The following is a 24,671-nucleotide window of genomic DNA, read 5'->3' on the forward strand; positions in this document are numbered from 1 at the left end:
GATGAGCCGGTTTCGGATGGACCGATCAGGCGTCCGCCTCTGGCGGCGTCTCATCATCGAGCGAACGCAGCCAAGCGAGTCTTTCTCCCAGCCTGCGCTCAACACCTCTGTCCGTTGGCTGATACCAACCCGGCCGCGCCACGCCCTCGGGAAAATAGGTTTGCCCAGCGGCTTAAAAAGCTAGAAATGGTGTCCACTTAAATTGAACTGACCCCCGAAAGTTGGACAGTTGGTGGCTAATTGGTGTCGTAGCGCTGGCGATATTCGATGGGGCTCAGGCCGTTCAACTTCAGCCGGATCCGGTCTTGATTGTAGTAGCGGATATAGCCCCTGAGGCCGATCTCCAGATCATCCAGGCTGGTGAACTTGTTGAGGTAAAAGTACTCCGATTTTAGCGTCCCGAAGAAGCTCTCCATTGCAGCATTGTCCAGACAATTTCCCTTACGGGACATGCTTTGCGTGATCGCACGATCATTGAGGCGTTGACGGTACTTGTCCATCTGATATTGCCAGCCTTGGTCAGAATGCAGAACTGGGCGCTCATCTGGACCTAGACGAGAGAACGCCCTGTTCAGCATCGTGCCGATCATCTTAAAGAGCGGGCGCCGAGCGGTCGTGTACGCCACGATCTCACCGTTGAACAAGTCCATGACCGACGACAGGTAGAGTTTCTGCCCATCGACCTTGAACTCGGTAACGTCGGTCACCCACTTCTCGTTTGGGCGTGTCGCACCAAAGTCTCTGTCGATTAGATTCGGCGCGACTTGCCCCACTTGCCCGCGGTAAGACCGGTACTTCTTCACGCGGACGAGCGACTTCAACTGCAGATCTCCCATGAGCCGCTGCACGGTTTTGTGGTTGACCACGCGGCCTTGCCTACGCAGGGCCTCAGTGATGCGCCGATAGCCATATCGGCCCTTGTGTTGCTCGTAGATCGCCTTGATCTGGTGTTTGACGGTCGCATACTTGTCAACGACCTGCAAGGCTGCCTGCTGGTAGTAGAACGTGCTCCGCGCTAGGCCTGCGGTACGGAGGAGCGCTGCGAGAGGGAACTGAGGCCTTAGTTCAATCACAATTTGCGCTCGCTGCCTGGCGCTGATTTTGGTTGAGCTTGAACTAAGGCCTTCAATTTTTTTAGGTAAGCGTTCTCCGTGCGAAGAGCTTCCAGCTCATCCAACAATTCCTGGCGGCTCGGCGTTTCTTGTTCCGTACAGTCTGGCCCACTCGCAGGGGTCGTAGCTAGCACTTCTCGTGGGGGATGCGGACGTTTCTTGGACATCAGGCCTGTCATGCCATATTTTTCATATGCGCGCTCCCACGCAGCGATGGAGTCGAAGCGGCGGACGTTGAACAGGGCTCCTGCTTGCCGATAGGACAGATCGTCCGACTTGATCTTGCGCAGGACCTCAAGCTTGAATTCTACGTCGTACGTCTGTCGCCGCTTCCGCTGAATGCCAGCGATGCCAATGGCTTCAAACGCGGCAACCCATTTGCGAAGTGATGCGACATCGACGCCGTGGCGTGCCGCAGTCGCACGGAGCCCCAGGTCGCCAGACCGGTAAGTCTCGACGGCTTCCAGTTTTTGCTGCTCTGTGTATTTCTTCAAGTTGGTCTCGAATAAGTCCAACTTTTTGGGGTCAGTTCAAAATTAAGTGGACACGAAGCTACCAAGCCGCCACTAGCGATTCAAGACGGGATTGCCGGACGCATACGTATGTGCCGGCTGTGATCATGTACCTCTGGGGCATGGGGTTGGCTAACCCTCTGGGTACTGCCATCGCAATGGGGCCGTTTGGTCGGGAAGCAGGGCTGGCCTCCGCATTGCTGGGCTTTCTAACCATGAGTGCGGCAGCACTGACGACCTGGCTGGGATCCACTCTCAATGCCACACCAGTCACCACGCTAGGCGGCATTCAGTCTGTCGTTTGCCTGATTGCAGTGATGCTGTTCCTTCTTGGGAGACGACCGGTGAAGCTATAGAGGCGGAATACAGCAGGGACACTAAAGAACGCACTACTGACACGTCCCGTGCATGTCCAAGCCCATGCCGCTCCGATAGGGGAACATCAGGTTTGCCTGTTGACTCCGCTCCCCACATCACAATGAAGCTCCCGCCTCGTTGCTGATCGTTGGCGCGCCCAGAGCCTTGTTCACGCGATAGAAAAGCCGCTCCCCGAATACGTCTCTGGCCTTGGAAGCTGCGTCCGATGCTTTGGAGATAACCGCTAGCCAATAGGCCACGTTAGGTGGCTTGGCTTGTCATACGCGGCTGAGCATCACGCTGCTTATCGTCAAACGCTGCTTGGGCCGCCTCGATGCTATCGATGTGTCGCTGCGCCCACAGCCCCAAGGCCAGGACTGGCTCCCCAAGTGATTGCCCGAGCGCGGTCAAAGCGTACTCGACCTGGGGGGGGACTGTCGGGTAAACGGTTCGGGTCAGCATCCCGTCGCGCTCCAGGCCACGCAAGACCCTCGTTAGCATCTGTTGTGATATCCCTGAAACGTTGCGTTTGATGTCATTGAAACGGCGAGGTCCCGTACGTAGCAAGATCACGATCAGCACGCTCCATTTGTCACCCACGCGTGCCAAAACACGGCTAACCCGCCCGCAATCTTCAGGACTATGTGTGCCGAGCACGGTCAAATCCATGTGACTAGGTCCTATTCATTTGCGTTCTTGCGAGACTAACAGTAGTCACATAAATTGGCTAGGTCACTTTATGGGACCTACAAAATGAAACTACTACGAATCGATTCGAGCATACAAGGGGAGTCCTCGGCGAGCCGGATCTTGACAACGGCGATTGTCGAGCAGCTACGCTCTGCAGTACCTGATCTAGAGGTCCTTGCGCGAGACCTGGCTGGGTCGCCTTTGCCGCACCTTACGCTGGCACATCTACCGCAGGCACATCCTCTCTCCATAAAAGAGCGGACCCATGAGGTGGACGACGAAGAGCGGATCGCGAGCCAGGAAGCGCTAGAAGAGTTCCTGCAGAGTGATGTAATCGTCATCGGAGCTCCGATGTACAACTTCACGATCCCGAGCCAGCTCAAGGCCTGGATCGATCGGATTGTCATACCCGGCCAGACTTTCCACTATAAGGATGGTCGAGCGCAAGGACTGATGGGCGACAAACGAGTGATCATCGCCTTGACCCGCGGCGGTGTTTTTGAGCCCTCAGCGCCAAGTGCTGCCTTTGAATACGCGAGCCGCTATCTATTAGCCATTCTCTCTTTCATCGGTATCCATGCGCCGGATGTGATCGTCGCCGAAGGCCTACAACTGGGTACCGATCAGCGCGCCATTGGCCTCGAACAGGCACACGCTCATATTGACGCCGCCGTCAGCAAACTGGCCGCAGCTTAATCCATGGCAAGTTACGTCAAGCAGCTGAAAATCCTGATTCAAGGGGCGGGCATCGCCGGAACGACGTTGGCCGTCCTGCTCGCTCGGATGGGCATGAAAGTAACTCTAGTTGAGCGGTCGCCGTGCATGCGCACTAGCGGGAATCCTGTAGATGTGCGCGGCGAAGCATTCGCCACGGCAGAACGGCTAGGAATCGTTCCAAGCTTGCGCGCAGTCGCTACTCGCGTGGAGCGATTTGCCTTTATTGATGCGCGAGGACGAACGCGCGCCGAAATCAACAGTCGAGCCCCAGGCAGCAGCCGTGAAGTAGAAGTGCCGCGCGCCGATCTAGCAACAGCTCTACTGAACGCATTGCCAGACGACGTGGAGGTCCGATTTGCCGACACAATAGTCCGAATCGACCAAGATGAAACCGGCGTAAACGTAACGTCTGCCAGAGGCATAGACCAGCACGTCGATCTATTGATTGGCTGCGATGGTCTTCATTCTTCCGTGCGCGCGCTCGCACTTGATGGCAACGAGCGTCATATTCAAGCGTTGGGCCTCTATGTCGCCAGCGTCCACACAACCGAAATAGCCAACGATCCCACCCGCGTACTCATCTATAACGAGCCAGATCGTGCACTCGTCGTACACCCTGCCCTAGGGTCTGCATTAGCGATGTTCCTGTTCCGCAGTGGAGCAAGGGTAGGACACACCGATGTCGATGCGCAGCGCATGCTGCTGCAGGACTGCTATGCCGGTGGACGGTGGAGAACCGAGGAGCTGCTCAAAGCTTATGCAGATACCGAGGATGTCTACTTCGACGCAGTATGTCGCGTGAGCCTGCCCCGTTGGCGAGACCGAAGAGTCGCACTCCTGGGCGATGCCGCGTCATGCGCTTCGCTATTCGGCAACGGGTCTAGCCTGGCGATGCTGGGCGCGGAGACGCTGGCCGACGCACTGGATAGAAATCGCGGCGCCCCCACTACAGCCCTGGCACTGTATGAGGCCCAACATCGTTCACGTGTAGATCCCTATATCCGCCGCATGGGAATGACAGGGCGGTTCATGGTCCCCAGAACCAGAGCTGGCATCCAACTGCGCAACTTCGCGCTGCAGCTGGTAGGACGGTAGGTGGAAATAAAAATATGGATGCCACGCTGAGCACGACCTTGCTTTGGGCTACTCGTTTCACATTTTTAGGGACCTCGCTGGCATTGTTTTTCATGTATCGACTCGCAGCCGCAGCGCTGCAGTAGAACATCAACACCTCACCCGTAATCCGTTGATCACCAACTCAAGGTGGGCTTCGATGAACTTTCTTGGGTCAATGGGCCTACGCCCTGCAAAACGCAACTGCCCAAAGGTCAACACCAGGATAGGGCTCATCACTAACTGCGGAAAGTCAGCCAACGCCGAATCAGTGAACTCACCTGCAGCGATGCCATTGGTGACAATTCGTTTGATAGCGGCCACGCCCGGGCCAATGAAATGATCGTGATGCTTTTCAGTCAACTCCGGGAAGCGGGGCGCCTCAGCAATGAGAAGTCGAACCATTTCGCGACCTTCCGGGTGCTTGGCCAACATGCCATAGACGGAAAGAATGAAATTCTTCAACTGGTCGACATAGGTTCCCCGCGTATCGAGCGGAATGGATGCAATATCGCTCGCTATGGCTGCCGAAACGCTTGCCATGACCTCCTCGAACAACCGCTCTTTGGTCTCGAAATAGAAGTACACCGTACCCTTGGTGACACCAATGCGCTTGGCGATGTCCTCGACTCGTGCGGCGATGAAACCCTTGTCGACGAATTCGGCGAACGCCTCCCGCAGGATCTCGCCTGGACGCTCTGCCTTCTTCTGGGCCCGAATTCCTTGTGGTTTTTCTGTCGGCATGAAGGAGTCCCGTGTGTCTATGAGTGATGTTACAGTCTAGCGCATTCGTTCATTGACTGTCCAGTAAGTCAATGGCACAATGAGGCTGTCCTCTCGATGCAACGGAACCGCCGCTGCGTCTGCGGGAGACGCCCCAACCACTTGGAACATGGAGAAATTTCGATGCGCACACTGATCACTATTGGACTGCTGGTTGTCTCCGGCATGGCCGCCGCCCAACCTCAGATGGGCGGCGGCGCCATGCGTGGCCGCATGGCAAACGTACTGGAAAGCAGGTTCCAGCAGGCCGACGCCAACCACGACGGAAAGTTGACAAAGGAAGAGGCCACTAAGGGCATGCCTCGCGTGGCCCAGCATTTCGCTGAGATAGATACAGATGGAAAAGGTTACGTGACGCTGGATCAACTCAAGACGTTCATGGCGCAATCTCAAGGCCAGTGATCCTCAGATCCCCGCAACATCTTCTCCAATCAAGAGCCTGAAGATCATGAGCCTCATAACATGGAATGGACTAAAGCCGCCGCCATCGGAAAATGTCAGCAACTCCTATTCCGGGGTGCGGTACCTTTTCCGTGAGATATGGAACCACCTTCCCGTTTGGTTGGGTGTATTCAATCTATTGAGCATGGCATTCATGGCGATGGCATTTTTTACGCCATCTCGTACCGTTTATGTACTTGCCGCTGGATTCCCGCTCTTCTGGACAACGCTGTACTTCTACGCTCGCTTCTCGACTGATGCAGTACGTACGAAAACAGCGGGAATTCGCACGCTGAAGATCATATTGGCCTGTCTTGCGTTGTTGCTCGTCATCGCTGGATTCGTTCGGCCGATGGTGGGCAACAACGTAGTGACCCCCATTGCCGATTTCTATCCAGGCGCCCAGGTTCAACTCGATGCAGCCCATTCAATCGTGGGTAGTGACGGAAACCCGATCTTGGATGCAACGGGCATTGCGTTGCAGCAAAGCCGGCCGATGATCGCACCCGACGGTAGGCAGTACAAAGTTGAAGGCAAGCTACTCATCGATGTGCCCAAGAAGCGTGCGCTTGCGACCTACTGAATCGCCCAGGATTTTGTAGACAGTCGTCAGCCGTTTAGTGCGTACTGCTTCTCGAACTCTACCGGGGACAGCCCGTCGTTGGAACTGTGCCGCCGTTTTGGGTTGTAGAACATCTCGATGTACTGGAAGACGTCGGCCCGTGCCTCGTCGTGATTGCTGTAGATCCTCCGCTTAATACGCTCCCGCTTCAGTAGCTGGAAGAAGCTCTCCATCGCTGCGTTGTCATGGCAGTTTCCTCGTCGACTCATGCTGCACACGATGTCGTGCTCGCGCAGGAAGCTCTGCCAGTCTTCGCTGGTGAACTGGGTTCCCTGGTCGGAGTGAAGCAGAAGCCCGGGGCTTGGCTTGCGCCGCCACACTGCGGCCAATAGCGCCTGCAAAACCAGGTCCGTATGTTGAGTTGGTCGGGTTGCCCATCCAACGACCTGACGCGAAAACAGATCAAGCACTACCGCCAAGTACAGGAAGCCGTCGTACGTGCGGATGTAGGTGATGTCCGTGACCCACGCGCGATTTGGCTCACTGACTTTGAAGCCGCGAGCCAGAACGTTCTTGGCGACTGATCCAACAGGGCCGCTCAATGGGCGTGGTCGCCGACCGTAGCCGACCATTGCCCGCAGCCCCTCGCTCTTCATCAAGCGTGCCACGCGATGACGACTACACGTCTCGCCAAGCTCGCGCAGATCTGTGGTCACTTTGCGGTGGCCATACACAGAGCCGCTTTCCAGCCAGCTGTGCTTGATTAGGCCGAGCAACCGCTGATCGTCCTTGTCGCGAGCGCTTGCCGGCTCTTTTAGCCAGGCGTAGTAGCCACTGCGATGGACGCCAAGCATCCGACACATCGCCGCGAGGCCGAACTCATCTGCGTGTTGCTTCATGAAGGCGTACTTTGCTCTTACCCCTTTGCAAAGTACGCGGCGGCTTTTTTTAGGATGTCTCGCTCTTCAGTGACTCTGCGTAGCTCAGCCTTGAGGCGGCGCACTTCCGCGTTCTGGTCCTGCTCGACACGCCGGCCAACATCGCCTTTGCCTTGTTGCCGCTTCCAGCCGTAAAGACTATGGATCGACACGCCCAGTCGCTCGGCAACCTCCGCTACCGGACGGCCGTACTCAACGATCTGTCGGACCGCCTCGATCTTGAACTCATCGGTGTACCGCTTCGTGCTCATAACCACCTCCGCCTAAGCCATAGTTTATGGCTGCGAGGTGTCTACGGAACCCTGGGCGATTCATGCTGACGAAGCAAACAACCATCACAACAAGCAGCGCGACGAAAAATTTGACCATGAATTCATCGACAGCCGATGCGATGTTCACAGACTGATCGGTAACCTTCACAAGAGCCATACCCAACGGCATGTTCTCGTTGATCTTGGCCGTCTCGGCGTCGAGTGCCTTGCCTAGATCCAGTCCATTCCACCCTTCGCGCATCACGACGTCGAGCAGAAGGGCCTCTTCACCGTTGTTACGAATCAGGAAAGTCGCCGGGTCTTCATAGCCGCGTTCTACCGTTGCAATATCTGATAGCTTGAGCGTACGCCCCTGCACCACAATCGGCGTATTTCGGATCTTCTCCAGCTTGTCGAATGCACCGTCCAGACGCAGGAAAACCTGCGGCCCCTTCGTCTCAATCGATCCAGCAGACGTAAGGACGTTCTGGTTGTTCAGGGCGGAGAAGATGTCTTGCGGAGATACCCCGAGCGTTGCGAGGCGATCGTGAGAGAAGGACACAAAGATCCGTTCAGCCTGCTCACCGATGATGTTGACCTTCTTCACTCCCGGCACATGCAATAGGCGCTGGCGCAACGCCTCTGCATCTCGCACCAGCAACCGCTGCGGCTCACCTTTGGCTTTGAGCGCAAAGAGCGCGAAAGTGACATCCGAAAATTCGTCGTTCACCATCGGCCCGATTACACCCGCTGGCAATTTTCGCGATTCATCATCGAGCTTCTTGCGCGCCTGGTAGAACTCTTCCTGGACTTCCGATGGCGGCGTTCTATCGGCCAGCGACACTACGGTAAAAGCCATACCCGGCCGGGTATAGGTTTCCGTTCGGTCATACCACTTCAGTTCCTGCATGCGCTTTTCGAGCGGCTCAGCCACCTGATCCTGCATTTCCTGCGCTGTAGCACCAGGCCAAGCAGTAATGACCGTCATTTGCTTGACTGTGAACGGCGGATCCTCCGCACGACCCAGCCCGAAGAACGCCAGGATGCCGGCTGCGCCGATGAGGAAGATCAGGAATAGGGTGATAGAGCGCTCGCGCACAGCGAGCGCCGAGAAGTTGAAACGCCCCTCGCTCATGGACGACTCCCGGCCGCACTGACGTCACTCTGCGAGGCCAGTCGAACCTGCTCACCGTCCTGCAGCAAGTGCGCTCCCAACGCCACAATCTGCTCGCCAACCTTGAGATCACCGGACACGCGTGCGGAATCATCGGCGAGACTCAGAACTTCAACCGGACGCCAAGTCACTTTCGTGGGTGTGCCCGCAATGACCCAAACGCCTGTTCCTTTTCCTGGGTCGTAGACAGCAGCGATTGGCACCTGCAGCACCTGTTTGTTCGCCGCTCCCTCCGCGATCTGTAGGGCAACGGTTGCACCGAGCGGCGCGCTAGCCAACGCACCATCAAGAACATACCGCGCCTCAAAGGTACGCGTCAGAGGATCGGCAGAGTTCGAAAGCTGCCTCAACTTGGCGGGTACAGCGCTTGTGCCACTGCCATAAAGCGTCGCCTGTGCTGTCGATCCTGAGGCCGGCCGCAGCGTCTCAGGCAGATGAACGACAACCTCTCGCTGGCCTGCCCGCGCCAGCCGAACAACCGGCTGCCCGGGACTGACGACCTGCCCGGGCTCAGCCAGCGTATCCATCACCACTCCGTCAGCATCTGCCAACAGAACGGCATAGCCGGAGGCATTGCGGGCAACATCGCCTTGCGCTATCGCAGCGCTTAGCTGAGCCTTGGCCGAGTCGGCAGCCGCCTTGATCTGGTCATAGGCAGAAGCTGAAACAGCGCCTGCGGCGACCAAATCGCGATAGCGCGCCTCGTCGTCCGTGGTCTGCTTGGCTCGTGCCCGAGCCGCCGTCACTGCCTCTTGCTGCGCGCGCGCCTGCAACTCAAGGTCGATCGGGTCAAGGCGCATTAATGGCTGACCGCGCTTAACGGCCTGACCAGTATCGACCAGGCGCTCAAGCACTTTTCCCGAGACTCGAAAGCCTAAGTCGCTCTGAACGCGAGCGGCGACGGTGCCAGTGAAGGAACGGGTGGACCCTGAAGAACTGGAGACCGGCGCTGATCTCACCAGCGGAGAGTGAGTGCGGGGATCATCGGCCGTGGAGGACTTGCCACACGCCGTCAGGACGAGAGGCAGCAAGCAAACGGCAATGGAGGCAGGTCGTAGCCGAAGCATGGGTTCCCTTACTTGGATTAACAGAACAGGAACCACATCTTCCGACTAGTGACCAATATTGTCAATAGTCACGCACAGTCTATGGCGACAGACTCCTCAAGATGAGCGCTGATAGCTGGACGGCCGACACTGGCGCCATTTCAAGGTTGTACTGGAGTTGCACAGGATTGACGTAAGGCCGCATCACTAGATAGATGGCATTTGCCGCCTCATCCAGCGGAGTTTTACGCTCAAACTCGCCGGACTCGCGCCCCTCCAAAAGGATGTTCTGGATCACCTGGCGCATGTGCGCTTCGAGCTCGTATACCGCAGGCCACTGATCCCGCGCAGCAACAGCAGCGATGTCGTAGAGCTTGCGATCACGAAAGAACAGATCGCTACCCGTTTCGATCAACGCCACAAAAAGCCGCCTTAGCCGCTCTGAGGCCGTAGGAGAGTCGGCAATCACCGAGTCGACGACCTGCATGATGGTAGCGAGCCGATTCGAGCAGATCACCTCTCCGATCGCCTGCTTGGAATCGAAAAATTTATAGATGTACGCCTTGGAGAAGCCAATGGCCTTGGCCAAATCAGACACGGTGGTTTTCTCGTAACCATAGTGACCGAAATGCTCTGTCGCAGCGTCCACGATCTGATCGCGGACGCTGTGCTCCGAAGGCCCACGCGAGTGGGATGTATTGCTGTTTTCAGTCATTTTTCTAGCTTAGCTCCATGAGCCCGGATTGACAACTAGTGACCTTTCTGTAATATAGTCACCTTGACACTTGAATCTAGGACTCTTCATGTTCTCCCCACGCTCTCTTGCCCTAGTTATGAGCGCCAGCCTCATGACAGGTTGTGCGGTTGGTCCGGACTACCACCGCCCAGACGCTCCGCTCTCGGCGGGATACGTGGCTCAGCCGGCAGTTGAGCGGCGCGCTGCGGCGACACCCGCCGACCTTGCCGTTTGGTGGGAAAGCTTTGGAGATCCCATGCTGAGTCATTTCGTCGCCCGGGCGCTTGCGCAGAACCTTGATCTTGCACAAGCGTCGGCCAGAGTCAGCCAGGCGCGCGCCGGACTCGGCGCCGCCACAGCCGCATTATTGCCTTCAGCCAGTATCAATGGCCAGGCTGGACGTGCTTATCAATCCATTGAAACCCCGCTCGGGCAGGTGCTCAACACTACCCCGGACTTTGACCGATACGGGAACTCGTACGAGGCCAACCTAGGCGCAAGCTGGGAACTGGACATATTCGGGGGACTGCGCCGCGGTCGCCAAGCCGCTCTCGCCGAGTACCAGGCCTCGGAGGCCGGAGCAGCCGCTACGCGACTGGCGGTCGCCGCACAAACCGCCGACATCTACGTCACCATCCGCGGACTGCAGACCCGGCTGGACATTGCGAACCGACAGGTCAAGACTCAACAGGATCTCCTGGAAAAAGTCCAGCTCTTGCACAGCAAAGGATTGGCTGCGGAGTATCAGGTTCGACAGACCGACGGTTCGCTCGCACAAGTCCAGGCGACTATCCCCGTACTCCAGACCGGCCTGGATGCCGCAATGAACGCCCTGGATGTGATGCTGGGCACACCTCCGGGTACTCATCGCACAGAACTGGCAGCTATTGGTGAAATTCCGAGGGCTCCGCAGATCAGCTCCGCTGGAACGCCCGCTGATCTGCTACGCCGCAGACCGGACCTCATCGTGGCCGAACGCCGCCTTGCTGCGTCCAACGCGCGCATCGGTGTTGCGATCTCCGAGTATTACCCAAAGTTCTCCCTCAACGCCCTGCTGGGTAGTGCAACATCTATTTCTAGCGGCAACCTGCTCTCCAATGGCGCCAGCCAGTCGTCAGCCGTGCTGGGCTTGCGCTGGAGGCTCTTTGACTTCGGTCGTATTAACGCACAGATTGATCAAGCCAAAGGCCAGGAAGCTGAAGCCTTGGCGGCTTACCGCCAATCAGTATTACGTGCGACCGAAGATGTTGAGAATGCATTCTCGTCCCTCGTCAACCGAGAAATTCAGACGGCCACACTTGCTCGCGGCGAAGCTTCTCTGACCCAAGCACGCCAATCTTCGTTCATCGCTTACCAGAAGGGCACAGCCAGTCTGATCGATGTCCTCCAGGCTGACGGCACTCTTCTACAGACTTCTGACGCCAGGGCGCAGGCGCAGACGGAGTCTGCTCAGGCAGTGATCGCGGCCTTTAAATCACTCGGCGGTGGTTGGCAGGCACCTGGCTCCGAGTCTGTGGCGATTCAATGAGGAAAGGCCGGGAAAGTACAGCCACTTCCATTGCGCCCGATGAATCGACTCCATATTGGAGTACCGACCATGCTGAGCCTCCTGCAAGCCATGCTCCAAGCACATTGCGCTGCATTGCCTTCGGGGTTGACACAGCGTCGACATATCCGTCGCGCCATGGCGTACGACAGGTGCGGCCAGGGGCGCAGGAACGCCCGGCTGAATTTTCTACGCCAGTCTCCGGAACATAAGGAAATGGACCTTCGCCACCTGCGCTACTTTATCGCCGTTGCCGAAGAACTCAATTTCTCTCGGGCTGCCTATCGTTTGCATATCGAACAATCGCCCTTGTCGCGAGCAATCCAGGAATTAGAGCTCGAATTAGGGGTGCAACTCTTCGAACGAAATCGCAGAGGGACACGCCTGCTGCCTGCAGGTACAGCTTTATTGCAAGATGCCCGAAGGCTTTTCGCCAATCTCGAAGTTGCACGTGAAAACGTCAGAGCGGTCGCAAGCGGGCATAGCAGCACACTCCGTATCGCTATTTCAGATGGAGCAATCGACCTATGGCTGCCCACGCTTCTCGCGCGATGCCGCGAGGAAGAACCCGAGGTGGGTATCCTGCTGACTGAGATGCCGCTGTCCGAGCTATTGCATAGCTTGCGAGTGGGTGATTGTGATGTAGGTCTCGCGCGTTCCGACGAGGTCGGCGACGACATCGTTCCTGAACTACTCGGGAAGGATGCGTTAATGGTGGCCGTCCCATCTCGACATCCAGTGTTGATTCACAAAAAGATCCCGTTGACCGAGGTTGGTCGTTATCCCCTCATAGCATGCCATCCGAAGATCTTCGAGGGTAAGACGAGACAGATTGATCGTTTATTAAGGACGCTGGACAAAGATCCCGTGATCGCTCAGCGCGTTAGCTCTCTGGATCTCTTTCTGACACTGGTGGCCGCAGGATATGGGCTAGGACTCGTACCGGCCGCTCAGGGCGTAATGTGTCGTCATCCCGACGTTGTGCTTCGACCTCTAGACTGGCCTGATGCGACCCTCGCTACATACTTACTGCGTCGGGATTCACCTATATCAGAACCCTTAGATCGCTTCATTGCTCGCGCACGCGATTTGGCGTCTAGAAGTTGCGGCGAAGAACTCTGATCTCCGAGGTTGAATATTTATAGTTCAACAATTAACCAGCCAAAGGAAGCAGCGTGCACTTACAAGCGAATTCAAGAATGATTGGAGAGCTACCACATGACATCAGAAAGTAAATCTTGGGTACTTGTGACCGGGGCATCAAGTGGGTTCGGAGCTGAGTTCGCCAAACAATATGCGGCACAGGGTCGGTCGCTCGTTCTGGTAGCACGCACCCTGAGTAAACTCGAATCACTCGCTGAAGAGTTGCGCGAAACCGCGAAGGTTGACGTGATCGTAGAGCAAGTAGATCTATCCTCGATTTACGAGGTCACAGACCTCCATCAGCGTCTTCGTGAGCGTAGCATTGTGGTCGATGTGTTGATCAACAATGCAGGCCATGGATTAAATGGCTCCTTCCTGGATCAGCCTTTGGACTATTCATTAGCAATGATCGATCTTGATATTGCTAGCCTAACAGCGATGACGTACCTCTTCGGAAGAGACATGCGGTCCAGGAAAACAGGAAGCATTTTGATGGTTGCTAGCCTACTTTCCTATCAGGGCGTCAAAAACTTTGCCGTCTACTCCGCTGCCAAAGCCTACGTGCTGAGAATTTCAGAAGCGCTTCATCGCGAACTAAAGAGCGACGGGGTGATCGTAACGGCGCTTTGCCCGGGCATGTCGGACACTGGGTTTGCTGAGCGCGCGAAGCAAACACTTACCCCGGCACTAAAGATGATCATGATGGATCCCCAGCCCGTTGTTCGTGCCGGGATCCGAGCATTACAAGCAGGCCGCATGAGTGTGGTTCCGGGATTTAGCAACAAGGCTATCACGGCTTTGACCTGGGCTACTCCGCGCTGGCTGCACCAGTCCATCATGTCTGCAGTAATGGGGAGATAACCTGCAAAGATCGAATACGACTTAGCTGGAGGCGCATGCAAGCTAAGCCCAACCAGATCTACCGATGCAAACTGAAGTTCGACCTCGGGACATCCCCTCATCCGTCCTTGACCACGTTGTCGCTGCTGCGTCTTTTGTGCCGGGGCATGGTTGGTCCCCTCGCGCGTTCCGGCAATCCGGCGGGCTCGGACACTACTCTGCCGAACTCGCGCCGCGCACCGTTTAGAAATGTTCACAAGTACAGAGGTGACAGACGCGCGAGCGACGCGGCGTGCACAGGTTTGGCCCGCGTGCGCGAACGCGCGCACCGTGACGAGAAAGCACGAGGAAGGGACCTGAGTTTCCGCCGCCCGCGCGGCCGTTGGCTAAGCTAACCGTCCGCTGTGCCGGGCGATCCTTTCCTTCTGGGCAATCCTCTTCCGATGACGGCTTCCGATAGTGCTACGCGTCTTGACAGCGATGGCCATGGCTACAGCTATGACTTGCAGGACATGGCCGCGTTCTTGCGCGACTACGACCGCTTGAGGCGCTTCTGGAATGCGTGCTACCCGCATCACATGCACGATTTCAGCTACGAGGCGCTGCTGGGCGTTGTTGTTGGCCGCCGGACAGTTGGTGCGGATAGCGATGCGCGTAGTCGGGCAGCTTGATCAGCGCCAGCAGTTCCGTCACCCGCGCGGCGATGCGGTCGCGGCTTTCGCCACGTATGCGCAGGCCGTAGCCGACGTTTTCGGCCACCGTCATGTTGGGAAATAGCGAATACGACTGGAACACGATGCCGAAACCACGTTTACGCGCCGGCAATGCGGACAAGTCGCGGCCGCCCGGCGCTCCCACGAAGCCGTTCGGAGCGTGCGCACGGCGAGCGCGAACCAAGTGCGCGAGCCCATGCGGCGCAATACGGCGCGCTGCGCGCTCTATGGCGATCTGCTTGATCCGTTGCGCAAAGCGTTGGCACAGCCGAGCTGGACGAGCGGTTAGCTCATGGTCGAGCGACCGTAACCGCAGAGCGTGCCGCGTCGCCGATGGAGCACTTTGCGCCAAGATCGGGCGCCGGTCCCGTCCGCGATATACCGCGTTTCCGCCCTTGGCAGCGCCGTTTGTTTCGGTATCACACCCCTGTGAACAACGTGCAGTTTGACGCGTGAACATTCCCTTCCTGAAAAGTTATTTCCACTGCGTTGCGACGGTTGCTATGTTCCGCGGGCGCTCGTGCGCCAGCCTCCCCATGGGGATCACATGATCGAAAGCAGGATCTACAGCAAGCTCTCTTTACTCTCCGCCGCAGTTCTGATGGCACTCGCTGCCTCAGACTCGAACGCCAACAACGCCAATGCGGCCAAGACTCACTATGGACCACAGACCGGCGGCTCTAAAGCAAAAATCGCACAGATTCACCGACACCCACAATCGGAAAAAACCGCAAGCAACTATTCGCAGATGCGCCACTCGGCGGGAGGCCGCATCTCGCTCGCCAACCACGGCATCGCTCACAGCAATCGCGGCACAGGCACCGTACTCTACGATCAGACAGCTTCGCTGACTTCGAACGGAACTCCGGCAATCAACTGCACGACCAACCGCTGCGGTTGCGCGTCCAGCAGCTGCAGTGAACTCACGACTCCCAGCGCGGATGCCGCAGACGATTTCGTCGTCGGTGTCGGCGGCTGGACCGTCACCGGTTTCGGTATCCTGTCGTTCAACTTCTACTCGACGGAAGTCACCGAATCTGCAGACGTCTACGTCTACCCGGATGACGGCGGACTGCCTGGCGCGACGCCGGTCTGTACGTCGCTCGCGTCGACGAACAACCCGAGCATGTACGACTCCCACACGACGCTGGCCGGCCTCACGCTGAACACGCCGTGCGATCTCGACGCCGGCACCTACTGGGTCTCCGTCGCCTTCATCAACGGCGTCGGCGACACAAACTGGCCGTTCTACTGGCTGCAGACCACGACCGCGACCGGGGCCGAAGGCGCCTGGCGCAATCCCGGCGGCTTCTACCCCACGGATACGGCCTGCCCCGATTGGACCTCGCTCGGAACCTGCGTCACCGCCTTTGCCGGCCGTGATTTCGGATTCCAGGTTCTCGGCACCACGGGCGGCGGCGGTTCGGACCTCGAACTCTCTCTGACGCTCGCGCTCGACAACGGCGATCCTGCGCAGTGCGGCACCTCGACGAACCTCAGCGTCGTCGTCGGTGACCAGGTCAACTTCTGCTACACAGTCACCAACCATACCGGTGTCGACCTCAGCTACCAGATGCTCACCGACACGCTCGGCGGCACGCTGTTCTCGCTGACGCGTGAAGACCTGTCCGATGGCGGCAGCATCCAGTTCAACCGCAACGTCACCGCGGGACCGTCCAACAACGGCACCGTGACGACGACCTGGACGTCGCAGGACGGCACGCTGGGCTACGGCTACGACGACACCGGCGCGTCCAACTTCGTCGACATCTCGGCAACGGGCACGCCGCTGAACCTGTCCGACGACGGCCACACCGACGTCACCATGCCGTTCTCGTTCCCGTTCTACGGCACGACATCGAACGTGCTGACGATCGGCAACAACGGCGCGGTCAACGTGGGTTCGCCGGGGTCTAGGATCACGTACTTCAACACCGCGTTGCCGGGCGCAATGGACGACTTGAACGCGCTGCCGTCGCTGATTCCGCTGTGGGACGACTTCTACACGTCCAACCCGGGACAGGTCTACTACGCCACGCTCGGCACCACGCCGAACCGCCAGTTCGTCATCGAGTACGACGCGCAGTTGCATTACGATGGCGCACCGGACAACACCGACAGCGCGACGTTCGAAGTCATCATCAACGAAGCGACGGGCAACTTCTCGTTCGAATACAACGACGTGGAGTACACCGCGAACGGCGCGTTCAATGGTACCGACCCGGCCGTCTGCGACGGGGGCCTCTGCGCCACCGTCGGCGTCCAGCAGAACGCGTCGATCGCCAACCAGTATTCGTTCATGACCGCTTCGCTGCATGACGGCCAGTCGATCGCATGGTCGCCGAGCGTCATCAACAACCTGTTCACCGCAACGGCGAGCGCAACGCTCGATGTCGGCGCACCGGTCATCTCGGTCAATCCGGGCACGCTCAGCGCGATCGTCGACGCTGGCGGCACCTCAACCGCCTCGCTGACGATCGGCAACACCGGCAACCGCGACCTGAACTGGACCATCGACGAAGTCCCGAGCACCGGCAACGTGCGCGCGCACTTCCCGACCACGCCCTACCACGCACGGGCATTGACTGAGGAACAGCACCAGAAGCTGTCCGGCAAGCGGGCACCGGTTCTGCGCGGCAAGGACGGCAAGCCGCTGTTCACGCACATCGGTCCGCATCCGGCGGGTATCGCCCAGGTTCCGTCCTACGGCGACGGCGGCGGCAACTACGACTCGTTCGATGCGGCGGCTCCCGATCCGTTCACCACCATCGGCCCGATTGGCGGCGACTACTACGGCGGCTCGTTCGCGAACAACGATTTCAGCAAGGAATACCTGATCGGCTACAGCACCGGCGGCTTCGCGTCGATCGACACGACCACCGGCGCGGTTACCGTCATCAATCCGGATCCAGGCACCGGCTTTGGTTGTAGCGCGCTGCGCTGGGATGCGTCGACCAGCACGATGTACGGCCTCTGCACGGATCGCTCCGGCCCGACGACGTACCTGTACACGGTCGATCTCACCACCGGCGCGTTCACGCAGGTCGGCGAGTCGGACGGCGTCTTCCTGGTCAGTGCGGCATTCGACCAGGCGGGCAACATGTACGGCCTCGACATCACGGGCGATCAGTTGCTCGCGATCGACAAGACCAGCGGCGCCTTCCAGGCGATCGGCCCGATCGGGTTCAACGCGAACTACGCGCAGGACATCGACTTCGATCCGTCCACCGGCGTGCTGTGGTACGCGGGCTACGACGGGAACGCCCTGGGCGTCATGTACACGCTGGATACGTCGACCGGCCTCGCCACTGAAGTCGCTCCGTTCCCGAACGGCACCGAAATCTCGGCATTCTCGATCGCCGTTCCGTCCCGTGGCTGCGCCGCTCCGGAAGATGTGCCGTGGTTGTCGGTGGCTCCGGCCAGCGGCACGACCGCAGGTGGTGCCTCGACCGCGACGACCGTCACGTTCAACGCGACCAGCCTGACGCACGGCGTCTACGATGCCCACCTCTGCGTCCACAGCAACGATGCGAGCAATCGCCTCATTGCGGTTCCTGTGGAGCTGACGGTCGGTGGCGGCGATACGATCTTCAAGGACGGCTTCGACGGTTCGGGCGGCGGAACCAATCCGAACGTCGCGTCAGCGGCGTCGTCAATCTGGATCTCACCGACTAGTTCGATGGCCTCTATGTCAACAGGGTGAAGGGCACGGCCTGACCGGAATTCAACTTCAATCCGTACGACAACAACGCTGGCCTGACGTTCTTCTGGCCGGATTGACCCAACCACCGAGCCAATCGCATGAAGGTGCCGTGCACGACGGCATCGCCGTGTAGCCGGCAGTGCGCCGGCTACACGGCGGCAAGTTCGCCTGGCCCAACGACGTCAGTGGCACTCTGGCGCTCACATGACCGCAACCTGATGCGCTCGGACTGCAACGGCAGCGCATCGGTGAGGCCGAAGTCATCAGAGTGCTGTAGGTCGCATCAGCTGCGGCATACGCCGATGGCACGGGCCCACGAACTTGTAGAGCACTAAAGCAGACCTCAGCAGAGGGGGGCTTGACGCCACGACCTCGCGCTCGGATCAGTCATCATCCATTCATTGACTTACTCGTCAGTCAATGATCTAATGCGATAGCCATCTTGGCGCAGATGCCATGGGCTTTTCCGGGCGTGACGCCCGACATCGAGGATGATTCATGAACATTCGCTTCCGCTCAATTTCCTTCACTGCAATCGCAGGCTTTGCCCTGCTGCTATCCGCCAACGCTTCGGCCCAATGGGCTGGAAGGGGCCGCATAGTTCAGCAAAATTCTTCTGGAGGGATTACTACTCATGCGGCCCAGGCCGGGGCTGGATACAACCGAGGCTACGACCGGCGCCATGAGACCATCACCGATGGAACGGGCAATGCCACCAGAAATGGCAGTTCCTATGCAGGCAACGCATTCGGTGGCTATAGCCAGAGCTCGGGCAGCAGCTATATCAATGGCAATGACGCGGGCTACTCACGCCAGCGAAATGGGCAAACTGCACAGGGCGGGACATTCAATGGAAACAGCACCTGGCAGAACGGACAGGGCTTCACGCATCAGGGAACCGCGACCGCCGCCGACGGAAAGACGTATAGCGGACAGACATCTATTACGAAAGATGGTGTCACTCGCAGTGGGACTTGTCACGACGCTAGCGGTTCCGTGGTGTCTTGCTAGCTCAAGCTGTTTAGTTATAGCCACCCTACTTACCCCCGAATCGCGGTGATAGATGCCTTTCCCCTTCGATTCGGGGTCAATAATTTCCGTGGATTCGCCCATGCCACTAACACCCACTAATTTCAAGAAAAGTCGCACGCGCTATGCAAAATGCTCAGGACTGGGACTGTTCCTTGGCATAGCCCTGCTCATACAGTGTGGCGGCGCGTGCGCTCAGGGGACATTGACTAGAGGTGATCAGCAATCGAGCCATGTGACAAAGAGTGAAGTAGAAGATCATCTTAAAACGCCAACACAGAATAAAACGCCTACGCGAAAGGATGTGAATCTCGACCTTGCTCGTTGTAGCGACGAAATCTATGCGTACTTGCGCGTCCTCGACGTTTCGAGAGACACCCCGGGCTTGGATTATCTATTCATGGATGCGCTTGATGACCTGGAGCAGCAAGTCGAAGCATGTCTAATTGACCGAGCTGATGAGACAAAAATCTCTCAGGCTATTATGGTGTCCAATCCTTCTATGCATGCAAATCCGACGCACTTCTGACGCGGGGCCGAGAACCCCTTGCGCGACGACAGGGCGCTCTAAAGCGATGCGCTAGCGGCATCCAAAGGCAGAAAGTTCCCCCATCATTGCTACTGCAATGGAAATGTTGATGATTTGGAATGAGATATGTCGAGCAACCGGACTACAACGACAGAGACAGAAGCCGATCTGGAAGCTCGCGTCCGAGCAGCGATCAAAATGGCGTTTCCTTGGCTGCCGGACGGTGCTATCAAACACCAAATCAAGTTCAGCTTTAAATTCGGACGGCAGACCCTGTTGGTCGAGAATGGGAAATCTCGCGCCGATGCTCGACTTGACATCCTGCTTGAGAAAGATGGCAAGCCCCTGGCCGTCATGGAGCTGAAGAGACCCCGCATCAAGCTGACCGCTGATGATGGAGCGCAAGGTCTTTCGTATGCGCGGCTAGTGCAGCCTCCGGCGCCGATAGTAGTGGTCACGAACGGTACTGATGTCAGGATCCTAGAAACCTCCACAGGGAATCCATGGAAGCCGGCGACTGCGACAGAAGACGCATTCAAAGACCTCATTACGCAAGCAAGCCGCGTCGCCGGTGTAGACATTCGGCATGCTATCGATACCCTTATGGGTACCGCACCGAATGTTTGGATGCAAGCCGTTCGCCTCGTGTCAACCGAGACGATCGAAGAGCTCACTGCGTCCTGGGATGAGCCTGCGTTGCCGTTCGCCGCTGACTTCCTCACCCCACGCGCTGCCACCCACCAGTTGTGGCGAAACCTGGTTGCGGGGGAAAAGCTACTGGTGCTGCAAGGCCCTCCTCTCGCCGGCAAGAGCAATGTGCTACGCGAACTATGCGCTCGGACGGAGCAGAGCGACACCCTCGCCACCCTGTACGTCGAGGCGGGCGTTGGCGGTGGCGTGCTACAAACCTTGGCCGACTCAATCTCGCGATCGCTGAGCTGGCCCGTATCGCCTCAAGAGGCGCGAGACTGGCTCATCCGCATCTCAAATCACGATGGCGTGCGGCTCGTCCTGGCATTTGACGGTCTGCGTGCAGCAGACGCTGCATCCGTGCGGGAAATCGAAGATCTCTCATCCAATGCGTTTGGCTCCTCCCTGGCAGTGGTGGTCGCTATGGACGACGGTGTAGCGCAGAGCGTACTCAAAACTCCAAACCAGCTTTCGCTCTCACCGTTGGGACGCCGATCCAAGGTCGTGAGTGTTGGACACTTGCGCGACGGCGAATTCAAACTTGCTCGAGCTCTTTTGGGGCAGCGCCGTCTGTACTTGATGAATGGAGCCGACATGGCGCCCGAGTACCGGGAGCCGTGGGTGCTGCGAGCGATCAGTGCCTCTGGTCATGCTGCGCTCAAGGGCAAGCCCGAAACGCAGGCGCTTTCACTGCCATCATTGCTCGGGCCGCGGCTGTTGACGCTCGTTCGCGAGCGCTTCGCACACGACCACGAACTGCGGCGCAGGTTCAGGGGCCTGGCGCGCTCGATGATTGCGGATGCGCAGGACACAACACGGCCGCCAGAAATCGTGCTCCAGCAATTGGAGATGGGCCTCATCCGACGCTCTGCGGTCAAAGGGGAACTTGAGCCCGATGATCTGCAATGGCTGATCGGTCATGGTTTCGTTCGTCCTGGCATGCACGATATAGCAGGTGCGACGGTTCTGGTTCGGCTGCCGGAGCTGCTGGCCAGCGAGATGGCGCACGCGCTGGCCGATGAAGTCGTGAAACGCTCGAAAGAAGATCTGCATGAGACCGCTGCCTGGATCGCCGGCGCCGCAAGTAATCTTCCGCTTGGCGAGGTGGTGGCAGCGCAAGCCATTGTGGATGCCTCCAAACGTCCGAACGGCCTGCCTGTCGGCCTTATCAACACCCTGGTGAAGATGCCTCCCGAGCGCGAAGTGCTCGACGCGGGCGGCCACTACGCGATGGTGCTACCCGATGGCGCCATGGTGGACATTGAGTTCCAGTCCGATGGCAAAGGCGTGGTCATCATCGATGGGGAGCAGCACGAAATCGACCTCGGCGATGAGGAACAGGTCACCTACAAGAACATCCACCCATGGCTGATCCTGTCTCACGTTGCGTCAACGCCGTTCGAGGTGGTCGGGGAACATGGGGCCACTAGAGAAGACCCGAACCTGCTGCTGCAGATTGGGACGTGCCCTGTGCCTCTACGTGGAAATCGGGGGCCGCAATCGCTGCGCATGCTTCCGACGCTGGACATGCCCGATGGCACATCAATCGTGCATTCGGACGCCGGGGTCATAGAGCCCGTCACGCTCGGCATACTCGACTATCTTTCCGCGACCGAGGATCAGGCAGACAGTTGGGTCGCGACTGCGGCCAGTTCCGGCTCAGTTGCTTTGCTCTCCCGGGTCCATGTCGCGCTGTGGGTTCTGGCCAGCTTCGAGACTCACGCGAGAAGCGAATGGGCGAAGGCTCAACTCAAAGGCGTGATTCGTCCAAAACTGCGGGAGGCCATAGGTGATGCGGAAGAACCGCCATCACAAGGCTAACCCAGTGTGGTGCTCCTTCTGAGCGGCGCATAGCCGAGCAAGTTGAACTGGGTGTTGACGACTCTTGGCGAAGGGCGGCGCTGCGTTGCCGCCCTTCGCACAACGCTAGACAGCCTCCAGCGCGACAGCACTATCGACCAGGCGCCTCACGCTTTCACGAATGGGCTCGGAGAACCCAGATGATTCGGTAGCAGTCGCCGGTGCCGGCCGTTGAGGGCCCAGCAGCGCCTGCACGACCTTATCCAAGTTGGTCGGCGTCACAACATCCACGGCAGCCCGATCATCCAGCCCCTGGTGAGGCTTCGTCAGCAGGTGATACAGCTCCCACGCTTCTACGTGAGGGAGCCGCTTCAGCATTACCTGCGTAAGCTTGAGCTTGAGCGGCACCAATTGCCAGTCGGGCACGCGCTGTCCGCGATTGCCAATACTGATGGACAGCAGCTTACCGGCCTTCACTTCGCGGTTGACCTGATCCTTGGACTTGCCCGCCAGCTTGGCGAACAGTGGCACGGGCAAGCTGCTCTGCGCCTCGTAGACCGCCAGCATTTCCTCGCGCTCGCGCTGGATCTCCGACACCTCCGGCTCCTGCGGCACCGGGGCCTGCACGACCGGCACTGGAGATAGGCGCTGGAATGCAAATCCCTGACTCCCTGGGCTGACAACAATAGGCACGCTACCCGCGGACGGCACACCGCTGACGGCCGACGCGATCGCAGCCTCGGCAATCTTCTCGTCGTCAGCCATCGCCGGCACACCTTCAATGTGAATCGTCAGATGCGCGCTCGCAGCCTCCACGTGTCCCTGCTCCAAGAGATCCAGCCGGTCGGCCCAGTCCTGCATCATCCGGCGCCGTGGCTCAACGTACTTGGCATGGTTGTACGCAGAGCTGACCTTGTTGGGATCGGAATGGGACAGCTGGGCATCCACCCAGATCTTGGGATAGCCAACCTCGTTGAGCGCAGTCGACAACGTGCCACGGATGCCATGGCCGGTCAGTTGGTCTTCGTAGCCCATCCGGCGCAGAGCACTGTTGAGCGTGTTTTCGCTGATGCGCTTCTTGAGCTCGCTGCGGTGCGCCAGAAGATAGCGCTGGGCCGGCTTCATTTCACCGAAAAGGTACCGCACGACCTCAATGGCCTGCAGGGACAGAGGAACCACATAGGGCGGGACATCCTGCGGGCGCTTGCCCGCCTTGCGCATCTCATCCTGCAATTGCTTGACGAACTCTGGAGGGATGATCCACAGACCACGGTCCAGGTCGAACTGATCGGGGGTCGCCAAGCGCAGTTCTCCAGTGCGTACGCCGGTGAGGAACAGCAGGCGGATGCCGAGCTGCGTCTGCAGCCCCCGCCGACGGTATTCGCGCAGCTTGAGAAGCATGTCGGGCAATTCATGCAGGCGCAAATAGGGGTTGTGAGCAGTCGGCGGCTTGGGGGCCGCGACGACATCAAGATCCGAAGCCGGATTGACTTCCATCCCCTCGGCGATTACCAGGGCGTAGCGGAACATCTGCCGGAACCAGGTGCGAACCTTTTCCGCGGTGGTGAAGGCCTTTCGTTCTTCGATCTTTGCCAGCACGCCCAAGAGTTGGGGGCGGCGGATGTCGAAAATCGACATCTTGCCCAGGCTGGGCAGCACATCACGGTCAAATATCCGCAGGATCTGCGAGAGCGTGCTTTGGCGACCTTCCTTGAGCTCCTTGCGGCGATGCTCCACCCAGGCATCGAAGACCGCCTTGAAGGTGTGCTCGGCCGCAAGCTGGATAGCGTGCCGCTTCTGCTTGCGATCGGTGTGAGGGTTGATGCCCTTGGCCAGCAGGGCTCTGGCTTCGTCTCGCAGGATGCGGGCATCGCGCAAGCCGATCTCTGGGTAATTACCCAGAGAGATGCGCTTTTGCTTGCCGAGCCAGTAGTAACGGAAGTGCCACGACTTGCCGCCGACCGGTGAGACCACCAGGCCGAGGCCATCAAGATCGGGGAGGTTGTAGAGTTTGCCAGTGGTCTTGGCCTGGCGAACGATCAGATCAGAGAGTGCCATCATCGAGCTCCTAAGTTGAGACTTAGGCTCAATGCTCGTCACGGCTCCACTCCTGGCCCAGCAACAATCCGATCCTGGATCCACCCGCATTCTTTGGCCTCAATTCTGGCCTTAAAAACGCTGGCTGTCGGTGGATTTCAGTGGACGGCCCTGGAATGAAAAAAGGGGCCGAAGCCCCTGTTTTCAAC

Annotated in this window: 19 protein-coding genes and 1 pseudogene; 11 read left to right on the forward strand and 9 right to left on the reverse strand. The window is 58.5% G+C overall.

Annotation, left to right across the window (positions count from 1 at the left end):
* Positions 1–236: 236 nt before the first annotated feature.
* Both CQW31_RS23600 and CQW31_RS23610 read right to left on the reverse strand, forming a co-directional pair.
* Positions 237–1,606 (reverse strand): IS3 family transposase gene (locus tag CQW31_RS23600; protein ID WP_099815557.1). Its coding sequence is split into 2 segments (ribosomal slippage): positions 237–1,115 and positions 1,118–1,606, totalling 1,368 coding nucleotides; the frame shifts between segments, so codons are not numbered across the junction.
* 636 nt (positions 1,607–2,242) lie between these two features.
* On the reverse strand, positions 2,243–2,650 hold the full coding sequence (locus CQW31_RS23610; protein WP_060427511.1) for a helix-turn-helix domain-containing protein: 408 nt from the start codon (positions 2,648–2,650) through the stop codon (positions 2,243–2,245).
* An 84-nt stretch (positions 2,651–2,734) separates the two neighbouring features.
* Here CQW31_RS23610 and CQW31_RS23615 point away from each other — a divergent pair, with 84 nt between their 5' ends.
* Together CQW31_RS23615 and CQW31_RS23620 are read left to right on the forward strand one after the other, a co-directional pair.
* Positions 2,735–3,367, forward strand: a complete 633-nt coding sequence (locus tag CQW31_RS23615; protein ID WP_034021348.1) for an FMN-dependent NADH-azoreductase — start codon at positions 2,735–2,737, stop codon at positions 3,365–3,367.
* A 3-nt stretch (positions 3,368–3,370) separates the two neighbouring features.
* On the forward strand, positions 3,371–4,483 hold the full coding sequence (locus CQW31_RS23620) for an FAD-dependent monooxygenase (RefSeq protein ID WP_060427508.1): 1,113 nt from the start codon (positions 3,371–3,373) through the stop codon (positions 4,481–4,483).
* 129 nt (positions 4,484–4,612) lie between these two features.
* Here the strand turns inward: CQW31_RS23620 and CQW31_RS23625 are convergent, their stop codons facing one another.
* The gene (locus CQW31_RS23625) at positions 4,613–5,245 is read right to left on the reverse strand and encodes a TetR/AcrR family transcriptional regulator (protein ID WP_099815552.1); all 633 of its coding nucleotides are present in this window, start codon (positions 5,243–5,245) and stop codon (positions 4,613–4,615) included.
* Between the two features lie 162 nt (positions 5,246–5,407).
* On the opposite strand from CQW31_RS23625, the gene CQW31_RS23630 reads away from it, so the two are divergent.
* Both CQW31_RS23630 and CQW31_RS23635 read left to right on the forward strand, forming a co-directional pair.
* On the forward strand, positions 5,408–5,686 hold the full coding sequence (locus CQW31_RS23630) for an EF-hand domain-containing protein (protein ID WP_034081111.1): 279 nt from the start codon (positions 5,408–5,410) through the stop codon (positions 5,684–5,686).
* 46 nt (positions 5,687–5,732) lie between these two features.
* Entirely contained in the window at positions 5,733–6,308 is a 576-nt protein-coding gene (locus tag CQW31_RS23635) for a hypothetical protein (RefSeq protein WP_055646740.1), read from the forward strand.
* A 26-nt stretch (positions 6,309–6,334) separates the two neighbouring features.
* Here the strand turns inward: CQW31_RS23635 and CQW31_RS23640 are convergent.
* From CQW31_RS23640 to CQW31_RS23655, 4 genes and pseudogenes are all read right to left on the reverse strand, one after another.
* Positions 6,335–7,476, reverse strand: a protein-coding gene (locus CQW31_RS23640; RefSeq protein WP_087944428.1) for an IS3-like element ISStma9 family transposase whose coding sequence is annotated in 2 segments (ribosomal slippage) — positions 6,335–7,239 and positions 7,239–7,476 — 1,143 coding nt in all. Because the reading frame shifts where the segments join, the coding sequence is not laid out codon by codon here.
* A gap of 61 nt (positions 7,477–7,537) precedes the next feature.
* Positions 7,538–8,611 (reverse strand): annotated as a pseudogene (locus tag CQW31_RS23645) (efflux RND transporter permease subunit); the annotation flags it as partial.
* Positions 8,608–9,717, reverse strand: coding sequence for an efflux RND transporter periplasmic adaptor subunit (locus CQW31_RS23650; RefSeq protein ID WP_034021357.1), 1,110 nt, complete (start codon positions 9,715–9,717; stop codon positions 8,608–8,610). The pseudogene CQW31_RS23645 and the gene CQW31_RS23650, both read right to left, overlap by 4 nt.
* 79 nt (positions 9,718–9,796) lie before the next feature.
* Positions 9,797–10,411, reverse strand: a complete 615-nt coding sequence (locus tag CQW31_RS23655) for a TetR/AcrR family transcriptional regulator (RefSeq protein ID WP_034021360.1) — start codon at positions 10,409–10,411, stop codon at positions 9,797–9,799.
* An 88-nt stretch (positions 10,412–10,499) separates the two neighbouring features.
* On the opposite strand from CQW31_RS23655, the gene CQW31_RS23660 reads away from it, so the two are divergent.
* The 3 genes from CQW31_RS23660 (at position 10,500) to CQW31_RS23670 (ending at position 13,982) form a co-directional block, all read left to right on the forward strand.
* A complete protein-coding gene (locus tag CQW31_RS23660; RefSeq protein WP_034021363.1) occupies positions 10,500–11,960 on the forward strand; it encodes an efflux transporter outer membrane subunit in 1,461 nt (486 codons plus the stop codon).
* 234 nt (positions 11,961–12,194) lie between these two features.
* Positions 12,195–13,100, forward strand: a complete 906-nt coding sequence (locus CQW31_RS23665) for a LysR family transcriptional regulator (RefSeq protein ID WP_060427634.1) — start codon at positions 12,195–12,197, stop codon at positions 13,098–13,100.
* 96 nt (positions 13,101–13,196) lie between these two features.
* The gene (locus CQW31_RS23670; RefSeq protein ID WP_034021365.1) at positions 13,197–13,982 is read left to right on the forward strand and encodes an SDR family oxidoreductase; all 786 of its coding nucleotides are present in this window, start codon (positions 13,197–13,199) and stop codon (positions 13,980–13,982) included.
* Positions 13,983–14,549: 567 nt separating this feature from the next.
* Here CQW31_RS23670 and CQW31_RS31490 read toward each other — a convergent pair.
* Positions 14,550–15,134, reverse strand: a complete 585-nt coding sequence (locus tag CQW31_RS31490) for an ATP-binding cassette domain-containing protein (protein WP_198346975.1) — start codon at positions 15,132–15,134, stop codon at positions 14,550–14,552.
* A gap of 87 nt (positions 15,135–15,221) precedes the next feature.
* Between CQW31_RS31490 and CQW31_RS23680 the strand changes: the two genes are divergently transcribed.
* The 4 genes from CQW31_RS23680 to CQW31_RS23690 all read left to right on the forward strand — a co-directional run bounded on the left by CQW31_RS23680 (position 15,222) and on the right by CQW31_RS23690 (position 22,446).
* On the forward strand, positions 15,222–18,377 hold the full coding sequence (locus tag CQW31_RS23680; protein ID WP_143524252.1) for a hypothetical protein: 3,156 nt from the start codon (positions 15,222–15,224) through the stop codon (positions 18,375–18,377).
* Positions 18,378–18,875: 498 nt separating this feature from the next.
* Complete coding sequence (locus tag CQW31_RS31000) at positions 18,876–19,388, forward strand: hypothetical protein (protein WP_114260891.1); 513 nt, start codon at positions 18,876–18,878, stop codon at positions 19,386–19,388.
* A gap of 100 nt (positions 19,389–19,488) precedes the next feature.
* Positions 19,489–19,935, forward strand: a complete 447-nt coding sequence (locus tag CQW31_RS31005; RefSeq protein ID WP_114260892.1) for a hypothetical protein — start codon at positions 19,489–19,491, stop codon at positions 19,933–19,935.
* A gap of 126 nt (positions 19,936–20,061) precedes the next feature.
* Complete coding sequence (locus tag CQW31_RS23690; protein ID WP_034021374.1) at positions 20,062–22,446, forward strand: type I restriction endonuclease; 2,385 nt, start codon at positions 20,062–20,064, stop codon at positions 22,444–22,446.
* A 105-nt stretch (positions 22,447–22,551) separates the two neighbouring features.
* Here the strand turns inward: CQW31_RS23690 and CQW31_RS23695 are convergent, their stop codons facing one another.
* On the reverse strand, positions 22,552–24,483 hold the full coding sequence (locus CQW31_RS23695) for an integrase arm-type DNA-binding domain-containing protein (protein ID WP_198346977.1): 1,932 nt from the start codon (positions 24,481–24,483) through the stop codon (positions 22,552–22,554).
* Positions 24,484–24,671: the final 188 nt, after the last annotated feature.

This window comes from Pseudomonas sp. 382, from assembly GCF_002759075.1.
Classification (GTDB): Bacteria; Pseudomonadota; Gammaproteobacteria; order Pseudomonadales; family Pseudomonadaceae; genus Aquipseudomonas; species Aquipseudomonas vlassakiae.